Below are 19938 nucleotides of genomic sequence, written 5' to 3' on the forward strand. Positions count from 1 at the left end.
TTGTAACAAATGAAAACGTCATTTTCTACAGATATACTTAAAAAGCAACCTGTCTTAGGTTGCTTAAAGGTTTTACATTAGTCATTCTCGATTTTTTCAGCTTCTGTACTGAATTTTTGTGCAATGGCTTCGAGGGCCAATTCATCTGTATCTGGAAGAGTGATGGCATCATCTGAAATCTCATCAATATTAGCATAGAATTCAATGTGATTTTTAAGGTTTTGAAGCTGGATAGGTGCATCACCACCGTATTCACCATCTAGGTTAATCATCATACGATCTTTCCCCTGAGGCTCAATATACAGCGAACTCGTTTTGATATAGGAAATTCTCTTGTCGTAGATGTGTTTACCACCTTGGAGAACCTGACGAATAAGGTCTACCAATTCAAAGAGGTTGGCTGTCTTAACCATGATTAGTGTAAATTTACCATCATCCAGTTTAGCATCTGGGGCAATCGTTTCAAAGCCACCAACTGAATTGGTCAAGGCAACGAAAATCATGGAAAGGCCACCTTCAAAGACACCCTCATCATGCGTAATGCGGACAGGAACCTTCTTAACTTGTGGCAACAACTCCGCCCCCTTAACAAGGTAAGCCAAATAACCAAGCACTGTCTTTAAGCGGCTAGGCACACTATAAGTTAGTTCCGTAAAGGAACCCGCAGCTGCAATATTGATGAAGTATTTATCAGCATAGGCACGACCAATATCCATTTGAAGGGTTTGATTTTTAGCAATAACCTTGGCTGCTTCAACAGGATTTCCTCTTGGAATCTTTAAAGCGCGTGCAAAGTCATTTGTTGTCCCCGTTGGAATAACCGCCATTTGTGGGCGATTTTTGAGTGGGGCAATCCCAGAAACAACCTCATTGATTGTTCCATCGCCACCTGCAGCAATGACTAAGTCAAAGCCTGCTTTAGCCGCACGAGTGGCCTCATTTTTTGCTGAGTTCTCATCTGGTGTTGTTTGAAAGGCTGATGCTTCAAAGCCAGCGCCTTCCAGAATATCTAAGACCTCAGCAACATTTTTTTTCATAATTTCTTGTCCAGATGTTGGATTATAAATTAAGCGGGCACGTTTTTGTTTCATATTGAACTCCTATAAATCCAGCAACCAAGCCTCATCTTTTACTTCAATTCCTAGGCTTTGTGCTTTTTCCAACTTACTTCCGGCATCACTACCAGCAACTACTAAATCTGTTTTCTTAGAGACAGAACCTGTCACCTTAGCACCCAGAGCTTCAAGTTTTGCCTTTGCTTCACTACGTTTAAGATGCTCCAATTTTCCTGTCAAAACAACTGTCTTTCCAGATAGGATGGCATCATCTGCTACCTTTTGCCCAAGGTAGGACAAATTAACCCCATAGGTTTCCAGTTCTTTAAGAAGAACCTGAGCTTCTTCCTTGGCAAAATAACGCTGGATGGACTTGGCAATAACCTCTCCTAAACCATCTACAGCAGCAATTGCCTCGACATCTGCGCTTGCTAACTCTTGTATACTTCCAAATGCTTCTAGCAACTGCTTACTAACTTTGGCACCGACATGACGAATACCCAAACCATAGAGCAATTTCTCTGCAGAATTTTCTTTTGAGGCTTGAATGGCTGCATAAAGTTTCTCAGCAGACTTTTCCTTGAAACCTTCCAAATGGAGAAAATCCTGACTGTTCAAGCCATAGATATCAGCTACATCTTTAACCAATTCAGCTTTAAAGAGCTTTTCAACCACTGAAGGTCCCATACCTGCGATGTTCATGGCATCACGAGAGGCAAAATGGATGAGGCCTTCCTTAATCTGAGCAGGACAAGAAGGATTAATACAACGTAGGGCAACTTCATCTTCAAAATGTAAGAGACCACTGCCACAAGATGGACATTGCGTCGGTACTTCCATCGGTTCTTGCGTTGTACGCTTGCTTTCTACTACACGAAGTACTGCAGGGATAATATCACCAGCTTTGTAGACAATAACGGTATCCCCGATACGAATGTCTTTTTCAGCAATATAATCCACATTATGAAGAGTAGCACGACTAACCGTTGTCCCTGCTAATTGCACTGGAGTTAAATTAGCAGTCGGCGTTACTACACCCGTACGACCTACCTGCCAGTCCACTGAGAGAAGTTCTGCTTCCTTTTCCTCAGCAGGGAATTTATAAGCAATGGCCCAACGTGGTGCCTTAACTGTAAAACCTAGCTCTTCTTGCATAGCCAAACTATTGACTTTGATAACAACACCATCAATATCATAAGCCAAGTCATCGCGATCCTGTCCAACAGCTTGAATAAAGTCCCAAATCTCATCCATCGATGATGTGACAATACGTCGTGGATTAACAGAGAAACCTAGTTCTGCCACTTCATTCAAGACATCATTTTGTGTGAGACGCTCCGTTGGACTCGCTTCCTGATAAAGGAAAGTCGCTAAACGACGCTCTGCAACCACTTTAGTATCCAACTGACGAAGGGTTCCGGCTGCTGCATTACGTGGATTGGCAAATTCGGCTTCACCATTCTCCTGACGCTGGATGTTGATGCGTTCAAACTCAGCCCGTGGCAGGTAACACTCTCCACGAACGGTAATATTAAGCGGCTGGTCCAACTTGAGAGGAATATCTGAGATACGCTTGACATTTTCAGTGATATTTTCACCGATAGAACCATCACCACGTGTAGCACCTACCTGGAGAACACCATCCACATAGGTCAGCGAGATAGAGAGACCATCAATTTTAAGTTCAGCCATATAATCAGCATTAGGAAATTCGGCCTTCACTCTCTGATCAAAGGCATCCAGTTCTTCTCGTGAAAAAGCATCCTGCAAACTATAAAGCGGATACTCATGTTGATATTTTTCAAAACCATCAAGAACCAGACCTCCCACACGATGCGTAGGACTATCTGCTTGAACATATTCAGGGTGCTCAGCCTCCAAAGCTACTAGCTCTCGATAGAGCTTATCATAGTCTGCATCTGACACCGATGGATTATCTTCCGTATAATACTCTTTTGCATACTGGTTAAGTTTAGCAACCAGCTCTTTCATTCGTTTTTCCATAGGAACATTTTAACATAAAAGCAGAAAAAAACGCCTTTACAGACGTTAATTTAGGAAACAAAATCAATGACTTTGGCCAATTTCTTAATAAGAATTGCACCAACCAAAAGTGAAGCCAATTCTCCCATAGCAACAGTGAACCAAGTTGCCCAAAATGGTGCTTGAGTAACTAGGGTCAACTCAGCCGCAATCGTCACCATGAAGAATGAGAAGTAAAAGGCAAAGAAAACATGAGCCTTGTCAAAAAGGCCACCCAAAATGTCTTGGTTTTTAAAACGATCAAAGAAATAAACGCCTGAACCAACAAAGACCAATGTTGATAGGCTTCCAACAACCACATCAATCATGTTAAAGCTAAAGAAATTAGCAATCACACAGCCCAAAGTAACGGCAATGATATACTTGCGATTATAAAATCCTAAAAGATTGAACATTTCTGCAATTCGGAACTGGTAGGGACCGTAGGAAATTAAGTTAAAGGGTGGCACGACAGTCAAGACCACATAAAGGGCTGCCACAATAGCAATATGTGTTAAATCACGAACAGTTTGTTTTTTCATTTTTCCTCCATAATCAATGTTTTTTATTAGTTACGAAAAATCAATAATCCCGTCAAAAGAGCCTGGATCTCACCAAGCTCTTTTTATCATCTAGGAATCATCCTCATGTTTTTTGTGTTTTTTGCTGTCACTACCATCTCCAGAAAAGCTCTGAATAATAGTAATCACATCTCCTCTTCTACTTTTTAGTTCACCTTGTCTAAGTTCTTGATAGGTCGCATTAAAGACGGCGCCCAAAATCAAAATCCTGGCCAAAAAGATGAACCAAAGCATGAAGACGAAAATCATAATGGATCCAAATAACTTGATGTCAACTAATCGACTCAAGGTACGAATCACGTAGGTTCCAAACAAGTTACTTAAATAACCAATCACTAAAGTCGTAAAGATAGTCCCTGGCATAACGTAACGGATTTTTCGAATCTTCACATTTGGAAGCACGAAATAAAGCACCATCATTCCCAGGAAGACAACTGCAATACTCAGAGGTTGAATACTATTTAGAATAAGCTGGGTCATCTTGGAACCAATAGGATAGGTCTGATTGATAACTCGAAGGACCGACTGAATAATTGTGGACAGCATTAGTGCAAAGGTGAGCAGGAACAAAATAACCAGACTCATGAAACCACCGATAATGTGACTAATAAAGACATCACGATGTTCTGAGGCACCATATACCTTGTTAATCGCCTTTTGAAGTGAAGACAAGGACTTAATCATAGTCCAGAATCCCGTCAAAGAGGCAACTCCCAACAACTGTCCAGAAGGTGTCGAGAAGATATCCTGAACAACGTTGGCTGCAGGTGCATAAAACTGCTTAGGAAGATGCTCATTCATAAACTTCAAGAGATCTGTCGTATCAATATTCAGATAGGGAAAGACATTGGCCGCAATGACAATGAGCGGAAAAACCGTCAAAATGAGATAGTAAGCCACTGCGATAGTTGAAATGTCTATCTCTGCACTACGATAATGCCTAAGATAAACCTGCAAAGGGCGCCACTGGAGTTTATCCAAGAGACGGGCCATTAAGCCTTGTCGTTTCATATTAGTAAGTTCTTTCTTCGCCTTGAGAAGTCAAAATTACTGGACCATCCTTAGTAATAACAAATTGGTGTTCATATTGACAAGAAAGTCCACCGTCAAGAGTTTTGTGAGCCCAACCCGTTTCAAGGTCCGTATCAATTTCCCAAGTACCAGTGTTAATCATTGGCTCGATAGTCAAAACCATTCCTTCTTTGAGACGGAGACCTCGTCCAGCCACCCCATAGTTTGGCACCATTGGTTCTTCGTGCATTGTTGGCCCAACTCCGTGTCCAACCAAATCACGAACAACACCGTAACCACGACTTTCAGCGTATTCTTGGATAGCTGCCCCGATATCACCGATACGGTTACCGACAACCGCTTGTTCAATACCAAGGTACATAGCCTCACGTGTTACTTCCATAAGTTTTTTCACTTCGTCAGATGGCGTTCCAATCGCATAAGCCCAACATGAGTCAGCCAAACCGCCAGAATATGATTCCGTGTATTTTTTAACCTGAGCAACATTGTCAAAGTTCAATTTTGACACATCAAGGACTGACTTATCAATAGGTTCTGACAAGACCATATCAACTTTCAAGAGGTCACCATCTTTCAAAATATAGTGACGTGGAAAGGCATGTGCCACTTCGTCATTAAGGCCACAGCATGTCGCATAAGGGTAATCCATAATGCTTCCCTCAACTCCAATCTGAAGGGGAAGAACATTTTCTTCTTTACAACGACGACGCACATACTCTTCTACTTCCCACATGTCTACTCCTGGTTTCAAGAGGTCACGTAGACCAATGTGAATGCTAGCAAGAAAATCCCCTGCCCTATCCATCGCTTCAATTTCACGTGCTGATTTTAATGTAATCATTGTTTTCTCCGTTTTCTTTATATCTTTTATTTTTTATTCGTTCCTAAGTTTTCTTAACCACAACGACTGATTTGCAGACGGTATGATTTCCGTGAGTAACCATAAGGTCCAGATGCGCTCTACGTCTGGTCTCAGCGATAATACTTGGTGTAATCGTCACCTTGTCATCGATCTGAGCTGCCTGAAGAAAGTAAAACATCATCTCTTCAATCACAAGACCATTTTGCTCCTGCTTTTCCATGATACGATAGACAACCTCTTTAACCATCTCTGCAAGAACACCCTGAGTGAGGTTCCCAGAATTGTCAATCATAGTGGGCTCTACCTCAAAGCTGAAAGCATGCTTGTCCTGATTTAGGTTAGCTATCATTTGATCACTAAAGGTGTGCAAGTTGCCACGATTATTGTCCTGAAGTTCTTCCAAAACCTGACGACGAGTGATAACACCTAGATAATGTTTTTCTTCGTCCACAACAGGAATGATATCAAAGTCTTCAAAAATCATCTTTTGGGCAACAGTTGCCAAACTAGTCTCAAGTCGTGTCACCGTCGGCTTTGTCATGATTGCCTTAAGCATGGTCGTCGGTTGCTGATTAGACACATCCCGCATGGTCACAATCCCAATCACTTTTTCAGACTCAGATAAAATTGGAAAACGTACCAAATTGGTCCGTTTAACCAAATTCTGAAAATCCCTGACCGTCATTTCTGGAGTCATGTAGTTGTAGTCTTCTCGTCTGGTATAGACTTGAGCTACAGTCTTGATGTCTGTTTTGATGCGGACATTCGAAAGTGCCTGGTTAATCATGGTTGCCACGGTAAAGGTATCGTAAGTTGTTACCATAACTGGAAATTGCTTCAAACGAGAAAGCTCTTTTACCCTATCGGAAACCTGAAAGCCCCCCGTCACTAGAATAGCATTATTGTGTTCTAGGGCAAGCAATTGAATATCCTCACGGTCCCCAACAATAAGAAGGTCTCCCTTGGTTAAATAACGGGTGATATTCTCAATAGTCATGGCTCCAATATAGAACTTACTGAAGACACGTTCCAGACCTTCATGACCAGAGATAACCTCAGACTCTGTAATCTCTGCAATCTCCGCAAAGGTCAGCCTGTCAAGGCGAACTTGGACTTTCTTTTCAATTCGAACCGTCCCACTCCGAGGACGAGTCTCAACCAGCCCTCGATTTTCAGCTTCTTTAATGGCTCGATAGGCAGTTCCATCAGAAACCTGTAAGTGATTCGAAATACTACGCACACTAACACGCTTACCGATTGGCAAGGCCTCAAGATAATCTAGAATTTCTTGATGTTTACTCACAGTTCTCCTCCTTCTCAAAGCGGAGATAATCACGCATGGTACGAGTGTATCGGTCTGCTCCCTTAAAGCGGGACACAAGCTTAAAGCCAGATTTTTCCGCTACACGAATCGATGCCTTATTTTCCAAATGGGCAATAAGAATAATACGGTCCATTCCCATAGCTGTCAAAGCCAAATCTGACAGACAGGTAACCGCCTCAGTCATTAGACCTCTCCCCCAGTATGAGGCATTCAAAAAATAGCCAAGCTCTGCAGTCCGTTTCTGGACATCAATCTTTTCAAAACGAACAACGCCAATCATCTTATCTAACTCTTTATCTACAATGGCCCATACACCTAGAGGTTCCTTCATGAAATAATGAACCAAAAGGCAATCCGTTTCATGCTGTGTTTGAGTGGCAGGAAAGAAAAATTGTAGATTCTGAGGATTTGATACAATTTCATGTAAATCAAAACGATCCAAAAAGATGAGTGGTCTAAAAGAAAGGCGCTCCGACTCAAAAAAGGCAAAAGCACCCAGACTAGTCCAAATATCCATGATAGTATTATAACACAGTTTTAAAAATGGAAAAAGGCTCAACCACTAGGGGTTGAACCTTAGACTTAATCTTCAATCAAACGAATATCTGCACCAAGGTCAGAAAGTTTCTCAATGATATTTGAATACCCGCGAAGGATAAACTCAATATTGGTAATTTCAGTTTGACCTTCTGCCATAAGACCCGCTGTAACAAGTGCCGCACCCGCACGCAAATCACTAGCTTTTACTGGTGCACCTGAAAGTTGCGTTGGACCATTGTAAACAATTTGTCCACCGAGTACTTGAATATCAGCACCCATACGAGCCAATTCAGGAACGTGATTCACACGTTTTTCATAAATTGTATCTATGATTTTTCCGCGACCACTTGCTTTCAATAACAATGGTGTCATAGGTTGTTGTAAATCTGTTGCAAAACCTGGATAAGGCGACGTCTTAATGTCAACAGGTTTTAGATCACCTTGCTCTTCCACAAAGATGGCATCTTCTTCAACGGTCATACGAACACCCATTGCTTCAAGTTTAGCAATAAAACTTTCAAGGTGTTCATAAAGAACATTTTTAACCTTAATTCCCTTACCGATAGCCGCAGCCATAGCAATGTAAGAACCCGCTTCAATACGGTCTGGAATGACCTGGTGACGAGTGCCATGTAAGCTTTCTACACCGTCAATCGTGATGACTTCTGTACCAGCGCCACGTACACGCGCTCCCATATTGTTAAGAAGAGTTGCTACATCAATAATCTCAGGTTCACGCGCCGCATTTTCAATAACCGTACGACCGTCAGCCTTAGCCGCTGCCAACATGGTATTGATAGTCGCTCCAACACTGACCGTATCCATGTAGATATGAGCACCCTTAATGCGTTGACCAGCATCAGTCGCAATACGCATAGACTCTGCTTCATAGGAAATGCTTGCACCCATCGCTTCAAACGCCTTAAGGTGAAGGTCAATAGGACGTGGTCCCAAATCACAGCCACCAGGCAAACCTACTGTTGCTTGACCGTAACGTCCAAGCAAGCTACCGTAGAAATAGTAAGAAGCACGAAGGCTGTTAATCTTACCAAATGGCATTGGCATATCCTTGACGCCTCGTGGATCAATTTCAAGTGTTTCGCCATCACGCTTAACAGAACCACCCATTACTTCTATAATTTCAATGAGGTTATCGACGTCGCTGATTGCTGGCACCCCATCAAGAGTAACCACTCCATCAGATAAAATGATGGCTGGAATCAAAGCAACAACTGAATTTTTAGCCCCTGATACTGTAACTTCTCCCTGAAGTTTCTTACCACCATTGATGATAATTTTACGCATACTGTTCAATCTTTCTTATACTGGAATATTAGCCTTTACATTCTACCATAGATTGAGGTGCATGACAAATTAAGAACGCTAACAATTATCGGACAGTTTCACTTGACCACTTAAACCACCCTTTAAAACGGATAGCACCGTTCTGGTCTGTTCGTAAAACCTTAATGTGACGTTCCTTAAAACGCTTCAAAGTTTCATCATTTGGATGTTTATAGCGATTATTCTCACCAGCTGAAACAAGGGCAAGGGAGGGCTGCAACTGGTCCAAAAACGCTTCAGACGATGACCCTTTTGAACCGTGGTGTCCAGCTTTGAGGATGCCTGCTTTTAAATTGGGATAACTGGCCATCAGTTCCTCCTCTCCTTCCTTTTCCAGATCACCCGTAAACAGAAAACTGCTTCCTAATAATTTTCCATAGAGCACTATCGAATCATTATTACCACCATCACCAACTTTATTTGGATAAAGAACCTGTAGCTTGCTTCCCATCATGGGTAAGTTGTCTCCAGCCTTTAGAGTACGAACTGGGCGTTTTAAAGTCCTAAGTCGTTTCACAAAACTAGGCTTAGTCAAAGCTCCTTGACTGACACAGATTTCCTTAATCTTAAACCGCTTGGCTACTTCTTCCAAATCACCAATATGGTCTGTATCCGTATGAGTCAGGACCATATGGTCAATTTGAGACACTCCCCTAGCCTGTAGATAGGGAATCAAGGTTTTCTCCGCATTGCTCGTCTGACTAGCCTCTTGCCATTTTTCCTTTAGGCCGAAAGTCACCTTGCCACCCACATCAATCAGGATGGTATCGCCTTTCATACTCCTCAGAAAAATACTATCTCCCTGACCAACGTCAACCATAGTCACCTCATTGGTTAAAGGATGTTTGACCCAGACCATCAAAAGACCAAAAATCATCAAAAGGCAAATCCTAAACTGAGGCTTTTTCCAAAAATCAAAGAGCAGAACCAATACAGCTATCATCAAGCCAAACTGAAACAAACTAGGTTTCCCTAGAATCAAAGGCTGGCCTATCCAGGATTGTATCCAAGTCAAAAAGGTCTCCATCCATTCAAAAAGTGGGTTGATTTGAGAAAAGATTACCAACCCTGAAAGGACAAAGAAGACCGTCAAGACAGGTAAGAGAAAGCTATCAAAGACTATCGAAAACATCGCTGTCAGAATTAAACTCACCGGTTGAAAGGTCCCATAATAGTAAGTTAGAAAGGGCAAAATCCCAAGACTCAATACCAAGCTCGTACAGATTGACTTTTTAAGAGATGACATCTCCTCAAAATCAAACAAACACAACAAAAAGGCATAGGAACAACTTAAAACACCTCCCACTGTCAAAAGAAAATGAGGTAAAAAGAGAAACATTAGAAGCAAGGTTATTCCCATATTGTCCAGTTTTTTAATACCAAACTCAGCCAACAAACTTTGAATCAAGGAACGTAGGACAGAAGCTGTCCAACCTGTCATTAAGCCATAGCATAAGGAAAAAGGCAGCAAGATAATAAATAGATAATCTTTAGGAAGGCCCAAGCGTAGGAGTCCGTAGCGAAACCATCCCAGAAAAAAGCCCACTTGCATCCCCGAAAGTGCGAATAGATGAATAATACCTAAGCTTGTGTAAAGCTGACTTTGCTCATCAAACTCCTTGTCCAAATACCCAAAGAGCAGACCTGTCATATAGTGTCTCATAGGATTAGGAAAATGCGTCTGAATATGAACCAAAGCCCTCCTCCTCAGTTGATGGAAAAAAGCTAGGGGAGATGTGTTTTTTTGAGACACCACATGATCCAAGCGCTCAATCTGAGCCATTCGATAAATGCCTTGACTGGCTAGATAAGACTGATAATTAAACCCTTGAAAATTACGTTGACCAGTTACTGGGGATAACTTTATTTTCCCTTTTAATACCAAGGTTTGACTAGTAGTCTTAAAAAAATACTGCTCCTTCTCAGATTTGAGTCGGTAAAAAACCTGATAGGTTTGTCCCTTTGCCTTTCCAATAGCTGATAATTGCTCACCATTAACCGATAGCGTATCAGCAACCAGAGTCACTTGATTGATTGCAGTAGGAGCTTGTTTATCTTGTATGGTAGCTCTGTGTTGCAAGAATAAAAAGTAAATCAAAAAGAAACTACCTACAAGCCCCACCAACTTTAGGGCTGCCTTATTCTTCCAATGATGCTTCAAAAAACATCCTAAAAGAAAAGACAAAACCCCAATAGCATAAACATTAGTGACAAAAATCGTAAAATAAAGGGCAGCTATTAACAGAGCCAAGGAAAAAAGATTGATGGGAGCTTTTTTAAGCCACATAGAGGGACTCTCTGATTTTATCTAAAGTTTTATCACCAATCCCTGAGACATTTTTCAAGTCATCTACGGATTGAAAACCTCCATGACTTTCACGATAGGCAATGATATCCTCAGCACGCTTAGCGCCAATTCCAGAAATGGTTTGTAACTCCTCTGAAGTCGCTGTGTTTAAGTTGATTTTGCCATCCTTAGCACTAGTTTGCCCTCCTTTGTCAGAGACCTGACCAGTTCCTGATTGACCAAGAACAGAAAGGTTTTCATCCTTAGTTGCCACATAGATAACCTCTTCGTCTGACAGGCTTGCAGCTAAATTAACACTCTTAGCATCCGCATCCTCAGTCATTCCCCCAGCAGCTTTGATGGCATCAGTCACCCTAGCGCTTGCTTTTAAAGTATAAACACCCGGATTAGCCACAGCCCCCTTAACATCTACCGTTACTTTTGACTTCTCCTTTTTACTTCCTTCAGTCTTTGACTGGGAAGACGCCTCAGAAAGAGACTGTGAACTTTGTTTAGAGGAGGAGGTTGACAAAGCTGTCACATCTGTATAAGACGTCTCCGCCTCCATGCTGTTGCCGGCACCACAAGTCATCCATAGAAAGAAGCAAAAAATCATCATCAGTACAGCGATGACACTCACAAACAGACGATTATCTTTGACATAGGCTAGAATCTTTTCCTTCACGCTATTCTCCTTAATTGATATATTTTCTTTCATATTCGTAAAAAACTTGAAAAATATATCAAAAAGAAAAAAAACTCCATCAGATCTATGTCTGACAGAGTTATTAGCCTATTTCTGTGTTTCTTTGGCACGGTGTTTTTCAGGATTCCAAACAAAGCTAGCTACATATGAGAAAGCCATGGTCAAAAGTACCGCAATGATAGCCACAATACCGAGAGGTACTCGGTAAATATAAGTCAAAGGATTGGGTTTCTTGCCTGTTTGATAGCTCAAAGCTTCCTCATCAAGGCGATCAAATTCAGACTGGATACGACGAGCAACCTCTTGAATATTTTCGTCATTCAAACGCTTCAAATCTGAAATATCAATAGGATTACCATAGTTCATATCCACACGTTCACCTGTCAAGAGTCCCTTGAGTTCACGAGGTCCTTGATAGACAACCGGCATAATCTTAACCTTGGCCATCTTAGCGATAACCGCAACCCCACCCTTAACATCAGATGAATGGCGGCTACCACTTGGGAACATAATCAAACTACGATTACTCTTCTTAAGCATGTTAACAGGGTACTTGATAGCTTCCTGACCAGGATTTTCACGGTCAATTGGGAAGGCTCCGCACATGCGGATCCACCAACCAAAGATACGACTCTTGAAGAGTTCTTTCTTAGCCATGAAAATAAACTGCTTAGGACGAGCTGAAAAAGCCATATAAACAGGGTCCCACCAAGTTCGGTGCGGAGCAACCAAGATATAGTTTTCGTCCTTGTTCAATAATTTATCGCGATTGTGGTAATGGGCATTCCCATTGATAATCCATAGAAGGAAGACAACAAGCCCACGTAAATAAGCGTAAAACACGTTTTTACCTCTTTTTCTACAAGTTTTTTACTATTATACCAAAAAAAGGAGTGCTTTTTCATCGAATTTCTTTGTAAAACAATTGAAAATGTTGTGGCACTTTCTAATATATTGAGCTATAATGTAACTATGAAAAAATGTATTGAGATTATAGGGAAAAACAGGAAGGCACTTAATCTATGCCTCATTATTGCTAATCTGGCCGTACTGGCTATTCTAGGCTTTGCCTTGTCACAACGCCACAGCTCTAAAGCTGAACAAGTAGCCAAGGCTGAAAAGACTGAACAAGTCGCTAATAGCACAAGCTCATCTTCAGAAAAAGCTAAAGAAGATGATAAAACACAACTCAAAAAAAGTAGTAACCATAGCATTGAAGCCTCTGACTATGCCTACGACGTTACTGCTGTTAATAACACTATCCGTGGTGTATCTCAAGATGTTGACGGTAAGGTTGTCTTTTTAACCTTCGATGACGGAATTGATCCAACACTGACCCCACAAGTCATGAGTATCTTGAAAGAATACGGTGTTCATGCCACATTCTTCCACATTGGGAATACTATTACTCAAGAAAACGCGGACATCCTCAAACGTCAAATTACAGAAGGGCACGCTATTGCTAACCATAGCCTTAGTCACAACTTTAACCTACTTTATCCTGGGCGCGTTCCAAATCAAAGTCAAATTGTTTCTGAGGTTAACCAAACCAATGCCAATTTCCAAGCTATCTTAGGCAAGGACTTCAAGACAAGAATTTTCCGTTATCCTGGTGGTCATATGTCATGGCAAGGTCTAGAAAGTACTGACCATGCTCTCGCCAAGGAAGATATCCAGTGGATTGACTGGAACATGCTCTGTGGAGATGCAGAACCACTCTCTGTTCGTCCAACCACATCTGAAAGCATGATGGCTTATATGGACGGTTCACAGAAATATTTCCCTGAAACTACTGTTAAAGTTGTACTAATGCACGATACAGCTGGTAAGGAGCTGACTGTTCAGACCCTTCCACAAATTATCGAATATTTCAAAAATCAAGGATATACCTTCGGTGTCCTAGAGTAATCACTCGCAACAGTTCCTTTGGGAGCTGTTTTTTGTTACAATAAAAACTATGACAAATCCAATTTTAAAAGATGGAGAACGCATTGACCAGCTCTTCTCCACAGATGTGAAAATCATTCAAAATAAGGAGGTCTTCAGCTACTCTATTGATAGCGTCCTCCTCTCTCGATTCCCAAAAATTCCGAAGAAGGGGTTAATCGTCGACCTCTGTTCGGGAAATGGTGCCGTTGGCCTCTTTGCTAGTACACGCACTGAGGCACCAATTACCTTGGTTGAGCTACAAGAACGCCTGGCTGACATGGCCAAACGTTCCGTCACTCTCAACCAACTAGAGGACCAGGTGACTGTTGTTAATGACGACCTAAAAAATTTGCTTGACCATGCTCCACGATCTCAGGTGGACCTTATTCTCTGTAACCCACCCTACTTTAAGGCGACTGAAACATCCAAGAAGAATCTGTCCGAGCACTACCTCTTAGCCCGTCACGAAATCACGACCAATCTAGAAGAAATTTGCCAGGTCGCTCGTCATGCCCTCAAATCTAACGGACGTATTGCCATGGTGCATCGTCCTGACCGCTTTTTGGATATCATCGACACCATGCGCCAGTATAATCTCGCACCTAAACGCATCCAGTTTATCTATCCTAAGATGGGACGTGAGGCTAATATGCTCCTGATTGAAGCCATTAAAGACGGCTCGACAGATGGCTTGAAAATCCTTCCACCTCTCTTTGTGCATAAGGAAAATGGTGATTATACTGACGAAATCTTTGAGATTTACTTTGGAAAAAAGACTGAGGGTGAGTCCTAGACGATGATAGAAAAGGATAGCAAGGCCTACATGTATGTGGTTGAGTGTGCCGATGGCAGCCTCTATACAGGCTATACCACAGACGTCGAACGCCGCCTCAAAACCCATAACGCAGGCAAAGGCGCCAAGTACACCAGAGCCCGCCTACCAGTTAAACTCCTCTACTCAGAAGCCTTCGCCAGCAAACCAGAAGCCATGAGCGCCGAAGCACTCTTTAAGAAAAAAAGCCGAGAAAAAAAACTAGCTTATATCAAAGAACACACGGAAAAATAACCGTGTGTTTTTTTGATATTAATTGAAAAACGCTCTATTTTCATAGAGCGTTTTCATTGTTTATTTATCACCCTTGTTACGGATAACAAAGCCGTTTTTCTTTTCGCTTGAGGTACGGTGTGGGCGTTTGTTGCCACGGTTTTCGAAGTCACGGCTATTCTTCTTAGACTTGCGTTTAAAGTCACGACGGCCACCGTCTCGGTCATCGCGGTTACGGTCGCCACGGTATCCACCACGACGATTGTTATCGCGACCACGGTTGCCACGGCCACCTTTGCCGCCTTTACCACCAAAGCCACCACCTGATGGTTTGAATGGCAATGGTTTTTCACGTGCAATTTCCACTTCTGGCATTGTCTCTGGGTCTTGAACGGTCAAGCTCAAGATGTAAAGTGCCAATTCTTCAGGAGTGAATTCCTGAGCCAATTTAACCGCATCACCTTTGAACTTGTCAAAGTTAGAACGGATAGCTTCATCCGCAAAGTCGCGTTCGATCTTCTTAAGAGCAACTTTCTTCTTAGCTTGGAAAGCTTCTTGAGCTGTTGGTGGCTTAAGACCTTTCATGCGTTTCTTAGTCAAGTTTTCGATAATTCCCAAGTAACCCATTTCATTTGGTGCTACGAAAGTAATAGATTGACCTGATTGGCCTGCACGTCCTGTACGTCCAATACGGTGAACGTAGCTTTCTGGATCTTGTGGAATATCGTAGTTGTAGACGTGAGTGACACCTGAAATGTCAAGACCACGCGCCGCAACGTCTGTCGCAACCAGGATATCGATTTGGTCGTTTTTGAAGTCACGGATAACACGAAGACGCTTGTTTTGGTCAAGGTCACCGTGGATACCTTCTGCACGGAAACCACGAAGTTTCAAACCACGTGTCAACTCATCCACACGACGTTTGGTACGTCCAAAGACAATTGACAATTCTGGTTGGTCAACGTCCATAAGGCGAGTCATGGTATCAAACTTCTCTTGTTCCTTCACTCGGATAAAGTATTGGTCAACGTTAACATTGGTCAATTCTTTAGCCTTGATTTTCACATGCTCAGGATCTTTCATGAACTGCACGCCAATACGTTTGATGGCATCAGGCATAGTTGCTGAGAAAAGGAGAGTTTGACGTTCTTCTGGTACTCGGCTAATGATAGCTTCAATGTCTTCAAGGAAGCCCATGTTAAGCATTTCATCCGCTTCATCCAAAATCAAAGTCTCAATGTTATTGAGTTTAAGAGCCTTACGTTTGATAAGGTCAAGGAGACGACCTGGTGTCCCTACAACGATGTGGGCACCTGAACGGAGGGCCTTGATTTGTTTTTCAATGCTAGAACCACCGTAGACTGAGCGAACTTTAACGCCTTTGTCACGACCAAAACGGAAAAGCTCTTCTTGAGATTGCACTGCCAACTCACGTGTTGGGGCAATAACAAGGGCTTGGATTGTATTTTCTTCTGTACGAATTTTATCTAGGGTAGGCAAACCAAAGGCAGCTGTTTTACCAGTACCAGTTTGGGCCTGACCGATAACATCCTTACCTTCAAGAGCGAGTGGAATTGTCAACTCTTGGATAGGTGATGGTTTTTCAAAACCGGCAGCTACAACAGCTGATTGGATATCTTCTGATAGGTTTAAATCTGTAAATTTCAAAGTATTCTTCTTTCTATTTGAAGGCGGTGCGAAGCCACCTTATGAGACTTGGTTGTGTAGTAGATTAACTACCTGTATTTAATAGTCGTTTATTTTAACAACTCATCTAGTCTATCATATTTAGAAATAAAAAGACAGAAAATAACGTTTTAAAACCGCCTCCAATTTGAGAAGACGGTTTCACTCACGAATTATTATTTATGGACCAACCAACGCAGGTAGCGGGCCAAGACCAAACAAAGAATCACACTACCGATAACGATGAAAATCCAGGCTGGACTAACCGTCATAAACGGTAAAGGAACATTCATCCCAAAGAAACCTGTAATAACGGCAAGTACTCCCAAGAGTACCTCAATAATGGTCAGATTACTCAAGTTGTTGTTCAGATTATTATTTAGGATATTATTATAAGAACCTGACAGTTGCTGTAAGACCTTAGAAATGAGGTCCGTCATGGCTACTAACTGTCTAGCTTCAATCATAGCATCATCAAACTGTTCTTTTTCGACCTCGTTGAGACGACGATAAATGGCGTGCCCCTTGATGTGTTCCAATAGAAGACGGTTTTGTGTAGCGGCAGCCACCAAATAGACCATGCCTGTTTCCAAATCTGAAAGGTCGTAAAGATTCTTACTTGTCGTAGTCTGCCTTAGACGTCGACTAACCTCATCTTTTTGCTGATCCAAACGTTCAATGACGGGATAGTAGGCATTTGAAATCATCTCAAGTCCTGCAAAGAGCAATTTATAAATGGATAAATCCTCATGGTTATCCACATAGTCTTCCATTTTGCTGATTACATAAGCATTATCCTCGTTACTAATGGTCACCAAACGCGTATCTTGTACAATAAAGGTCAGAGGAATGGTTTCATAGTGTTCCTTGTCCTTTTCAAGCGCCAGAACATTATAGATAAAGGTGATTGTGCCAGTCTCACGGTTGTAATCCATGTGGGCTCGTTCATTTTTATCCAAGGCATACTCTATGGTTTCTTGGTCAATATCATACTTGGTATAAAGGTAGGATTGCTCAGAAATAATATCTGAGTCAATATTAATCCAGTGACGCTTATAACCCAGTTCTTTTTCAATAAACATTTTTCTTCCTCATTACTCTAGCACTGCTGCTGCCAAAGCTTGTTGGATTTCAAAGACATTATTATCACTCTTAAATTGAAGGACCTCTGCAGGCTCAAGTGCTGATGAAATCCAAATCTTAAGTTCAGCATCTAGGTCAAAGTGGCCCGAGCTCTCTACAGTGAAACGAGAGATTGAGTGATAAGGGATAGACTTGTAAGAAGTCTTCTTCCCTGTAACACCTTGTTTATCGACTAAAATCAAGCGTTTCTCTGTAAAGACAATCAGGTCACGAACAAGGACATAGGCTAACTCCACTTGTTCACCTGGAATTAAGATACCCTCCAATTGACGCTCAACCTTATCATTATCTTTTTTAGATGCATTGCCAAGCAGTCCTGAAAAAAGTCCCATAGTTATTTCTCCTTTTTTATTGTAAAGATAATCCTTGCTTTAACTATACCACAATTTTAGGATTTCAGACACTTGCAGAAATGGGTTTCTGGTAGTACAATTAAGGAGTCACAAGAGGAGCAATTGCTGAGAATGGCTAGCTTGAATTTTTTTCAAGACTTGCCTAAACTCTTACCACCTGATCAGGTTAGAACCTGCGTAGGGATGTGTCTCAAAATAGATTGAAATAGAAGAACTTCTATGACAACGTTTTGATGTGGCAAAAATAGCCAATCAAGACGATTGGTATAGGAGGTTTTTTATGTCGAAAACAAGTATTCGACCAATGATTGAGGTTGCCCTTTTTGCAACCATTGCTTACATTCTCGACTTGGTTACTCAACCCATGTCCATAGGTCCTTGGATTTCCCTTTCCTTTAAGATGGTGCCCATCTTTCTCCTCAGTTTTCGCTGGGGCTTAAAAGCTGGTGCTATGGGCGGTCTTATCTGGGGGCTACTTCAAGTTGTTACAGGGCAAGCCGCCGGTGGTTGGCTGACCTTGACACAAGGTTTTCTGGAATACTTTGTCGCCTTTAGTCTGATTGGTATCAGTGGTGTGGTCAAACCAGCCCTTGATAAAGCCATTAAACAAGACAATAAAGTCAAGTCTCTGATGCTTATCACTTGGGGGATTCTGCTTGGTAGCTTTGCTCGTTACCTCATTCACTTTATAGCCGGTGTCATCTTTTGGGGAAGTTATGCCCCTAAGGGACAAAGCCCTTATCTCTATTCACTCATTGTCAATAGCTCATCTTTCCTAGGAGAAACATTGGCCAGCCTCATTGTTTTCTTCGCCCTGCAACGATTCCTAGGCAGATTACTCAATACGGAAAAATCATAACCACCCGTCTAACGGGTGGTTTGATCAAGGGCTATAAGCCCATACTACCAGCCAGCGCCTAAAGACGCTGGCTTTCACTTTGTTCAAGCCTTATTGCTTTTGACTCGTCACAAGCCTCTCAAAGAGGCATTCGCATTACTTACCGTTATCCCTAAAGGGATTTTCATATTCTTTAACGCTTAATTTGTCCAAAGCGATATCATGCTTCTCTTGTTCCTGGATATATTTCTTAATTGTGGCTTCATTAAGTCCTACCGTACTTACATAATATCCTTCTGCCCAAAAATGTCTGTTCCCAAATTTATATTTTAAATTGGCGTGTTTATCAAACATCATTAAGGCACTTTTACCTTTTAAATATCCCATAAAACTAGCTACACTCATTCGTGGTGGTATACTTACTAGCATGTGAACATGATCTGGCATTAAGTGGCCTTCTATTATTTCAACGCCTTTATATTGGCATAGTCTATGAAAAATCTCTCTAAGACTACTCCTATATTGATTATAGATTATTTTTCGTCTATACTTAGGTGTAAATACAATGTGGTACTTACACATCCATTTTGTATGTGATAAACTGTGAGCTTTTTGCGCCATAGTCTTAACTCCTTTCGTTTTACAATTGGCTTGAACACCTATATTGTAACTCGTTTGGAGTGTTTTTGTTATGACGGTATAACCTTCGATGCGCACCCGCATAGCGGGTGGTTTATTTGTTTCGCACCTTCGGAGCGAAACGGACTTAAAGTCACATAATAAAAGAAACCATAGGACAGTCTTAAGTGGCAGTCCTATGGTTTTTCTTGTTTATATAAGATATTATGACATGAGAAAACGGAAACGATACTTTTCCGTTTTCGAGTTAGTAAAGGACTTAGCCACGCTCTAATAGGACCTAGCGTAAGTATCAGTACTAAGATGTTACGACACGAAGTCAGACGAATCGATATTATTCGTCTGACGTAGTTAGTGAGACGGCTAGCTAGCCACAAGATAGTGGCTAGCGGCAAAAGATGAACGATTTACATAAACTATACATAGTATAGTATTACGACATGAGAAAACGGAAACGATATTTTTCCGTTTTCGAGTTAGTAAGGGACTTAGCCACGGTCCTAAAGGACGTGGCGTAGATTGCTTAGGCTATGAAATAGCCAAGCAATCTTA

At 41.7% G+C, this 19938-nt stretch carries 19 protein-coding genes and 1 riboswitch; of the genes, 4 read left to right on the plus strand and 15 right to left on the minus strand.

Annotation, left to right across the window (positions count from 1 at the left end):
* Positions 1 to 77: 77 nt before the first annotated feature.
* The 11 genes from A6J31_RS06905 to A6J31_RS06955 all read right to left on the minus strand — a co-directional run bounded on the left by A6J31_RS06905 (position 78) and on the right by A6J31_RS06955 (position 12596).
* Positions 78 to 1091 carry a diacylglycerol kinase gene (locus tag A6J31_RS06905; RefSeq protein WP_004183144.1) on the minus strand — a complete coding sequence of 338 codons (1014 nt, stop codon included), beginning with the start codon at positions 1089 to 1091 and terminating at the stop codon, positions 78 to 80.
* 9 nt (positions 1092 to 1100) lie between these two features.
* On the minus strand, positions 1101 to 3059 hold the full coding sequence (ligA, locus tag A6J31_RS06910; protein ID WP_080610786.1) for an NAD-dependent DNA ligase LigA: 1959 nt from the start codon (positions 3057 to 3059) through the stop codon (positions 1101 to 1103).
* 50 nt (positions 3060 to 3109) lie between these two features.
* Complete coding sequence (locus A6J31_RS06915) at positions 3110 to 3619, minus strand: QueT transporter family protein (protein ID WP_002891556.1); 510 nt, start codon at positions 3617 to 3619, stop codon at positions 3110 to 3112.
* 90 nt (positions 3620 to 3709) lie between these two features.
* The gene (locus A6J31_RS06920; RefSeq protein ID WP_013991030.1) at positions 3710 to 4669 is read right to left on the minus strand and encodes a YihY/virulence factor BrkB family protein; all 960 of its coding nucleotides are present in this window, start codon (positions 4667 to 4669) and stop codon (positions 3710 to 3712) included.
* Position 4670: 1 nt separating this feature from the next.
* Entirely contained in the window at positions 4671 to 5531 is an 861-nt protein-coding gene (locus A6J31_RS06925) for a methionyl aminopeptidase (RefSeq protein ID WP_002884335.1), read from the minus strand.
* A 43-nt stretch (positions 5532 to 5574) separates the two neighbouring features.
* The gene (spxR, locus tag A6J31_RS06930) at positions 5575 to 6855 is read right to left on the minus strand and encodes a CBS-HotDog domain-containing transcription factor SpxR (protein WP_002884454.1); all 1281 of its coding nucleotides are present in this window, start codon (positions 6853 to 6855) and stop codon (positions 5575 to 5577) included.
* Entirely contained in the window at positions 6848 to 7393 is a 546-nt protein-coding gene (locus A6J31_RS06935; RefSeq protein ID WP_013991031.1) for a GNAT family N-acetyltransferase, read from the minus strand. Before A6J31_RS06935 ends, spxR begins: the two co-directional genes overlap by 8 nt.
* A gap of 65 nt (positions 7394 to 7458) precedes the next feature.
* Positions 7459 to 8721, minus strand: a complete 1263-nt coding sequence (locus A6J31_RS06940) for a UDP-N-acetylglucosamine 1-carboxyvinyltransferase (protein WP_021143745.1) — start codon at positions 8719 to 8721, stop codon at positions 7459 to 7461.
* Positions 8722 to 8806: 85 nt separating this feature from the next.
* Complete coding sequence (locus tag A6J31_RS06945) at positions 8807 to 11047, minus strand: DNA internalization-related competence protein ComEC/Rec2 (protein ID WP_080610787.1); 2241 nt, start codon at positions 11045 to 11047, stop codon at positions 8807 to 8809.
* Complete coding sequence (locus A6J31_RS06950) at positions 11037 to 11732, minus strand: helix-hairpin-helix domain-containing protein (protein WP_080610788.1); 696 nt, start codon at positions 11730 to 11732, stop codon at positions 11037 to 11039. Before A6J31_RS06950 ends, A6J31_RS06945 begins: the two co-directional genes overlap by 11 nt.
* A gap of 108 nt (positions 11733 to 11840) precedes the next feature.
* A complete protein-coding gene (locus tag A6J31_RS06955) occupies positions 11841 to 12596 on the minus strand; it encodes a lysophospholipid acyltransferase family protein (RefSeq protein ID WP_002948862.1) in 756 nt (251 codons plus the stop codon).
* Between the two features lie 129 nt (positions 12597 to 12725).
* On the opposite strand from A6J31_RS06955, the gene A6J31_RS06960 reads away from it, so the two are divergent.
* Genes A6J31_RS06960 through A6J31_RS06970 form a run of 3 tightly spaced genes read left to right on the plus strand, consistent with a single transcriptional unit; the run spans position 12726 to position 14748 of the window.
* Positions 12726 to 13661 (plus strand): polysaccharide deacetylase family protein, encoded by a 936-nt coding sequence (locus A6J31_RS06960; RefSeq protein WP_080610789.1) that lies wholly within the window; start codon positions 12726 to 12728, stop codon positions 13659 to 13661.
* Positions 13662 to 13710: 49 nt separating this feature from the next.
* Positions 13711 to 14475 carry a tRNA1(Val) (adenine(37)-N6)-methyltransferase gene (locus tag A6J31_RS06965; RefSeq protein WP_037599202.1) on the plus strand — a complete coding sequence of 255 codons (765 nt, stop codon included), beginning with the start codon at positions 13711 to 13713 and terminating at the stop codon, positions 14473 to 14475.
* 3 nt (positions 14476 to 14478) lie between these two features.
* Positions 14479 to 14748 carry a GIY-YIG nuclease family protein gene (locus tag A6J31_RS06970; RefSeq protein ID WP_080610790.1) on the plus strand — a complete coding sequence of 90 codons (270 nt, stop codon included), beginning with the start codon at positions 14479 to 14481 and terminating at the stop codon, positions 14746 to 14748.
* Positions 14749 to 14808: 60 nt separating this feature from the next.
* Here the strand turns inward: A6J31_RS06970 and A6J31_RS06975 are convergent, their stop codons facing one another.
* The 3 genes from A6J31_RS06975 to A6J31_RS06985 all read right to left on the minus strand — a co-directional run bounded on the left by A6J31_RS06975 (position 14809) and on the right by A6J31_RS06985 (position 17888).
* On the minus strand, positions 14809 to 16395 hold the full coding sequence (locus tag A6J31_RS06975) for a DEAD/DEAH box helicase (RefSeq protein WP_004183188.1): 1587 nt from the start codon (positions 16393 to 16395) through the stop codon (positions 14809 to 14811).
* A 194-nt stretch (positions 16396 to 16589) separates the two neighbouring features.
* On the minus strand, positions 16590 to 17495 hold the full coding sequence (locus A6J31_RS06980; protein WP_049528608.1) for a magnesium transporter CorA family protein: 906 nt from the start codon (positions 17493 to 17495) through the stop codon (positions 16590 to 16592).
* A 12-nt stretch (positions 17496 to 17507) separates the two neighbouring features.
* Entirely contained in the window at positions 17508 to 17888 is a 381-nt protein-coding gene (locus A6J31_RS06985) for a PH domain-containing protein (protein WP_021152428.1), read from the minus strand.
* 103 nt (positions 17889 to 17991) lie between these two features.
* A riboswitch (TPP riboswitch) is annotated at positions 17992 to 18110 on the plus strand.
* 79 nt (positions 18111 to 18189) lie between these two features.
* On the opposite strand from A6J31_RS06985, the gene thiT reads away from it, so the two are divergent.
* A complete protein-coding gene (thiT, locus tag A6J31_RS06990) occupies positions 18190 to 18768 on the plus strand; it encodes an energy-coupled thiamine transporter ThiT (protein WP_049528600.1) in 579 nt (192 codons plus the stop codon).
* Positions 18769 to 18903: 135 nt separating this feature from the next.
* Here thiT and tnpA read toward each other — a convergent pair whose 3' ends face one another.
* Positions 18904 to 19368, minus strand: a complete 465-nt coding sequence (tnpA, locus tag A6J31_RS06995) for an IS200/IS605 family transposase (protein WP_080610535.1) — start codon at positions 19366 to 19368, stop codon at positions 18904 to 18906.
* Between the last annotated feature and the right edge of the window lie 570 nt (positions 19369 to 19938).

Source organism: Streptococcus sp. FDAARGOS_192 (assembly GCF_002073815.2).
Classification (GTDB): domain Bacteria; phylum Bacillota; class Bacilli; order Lactobacillales; family Streptococcaceae; genus Streptococcus; species Streptococcus salivarius_H.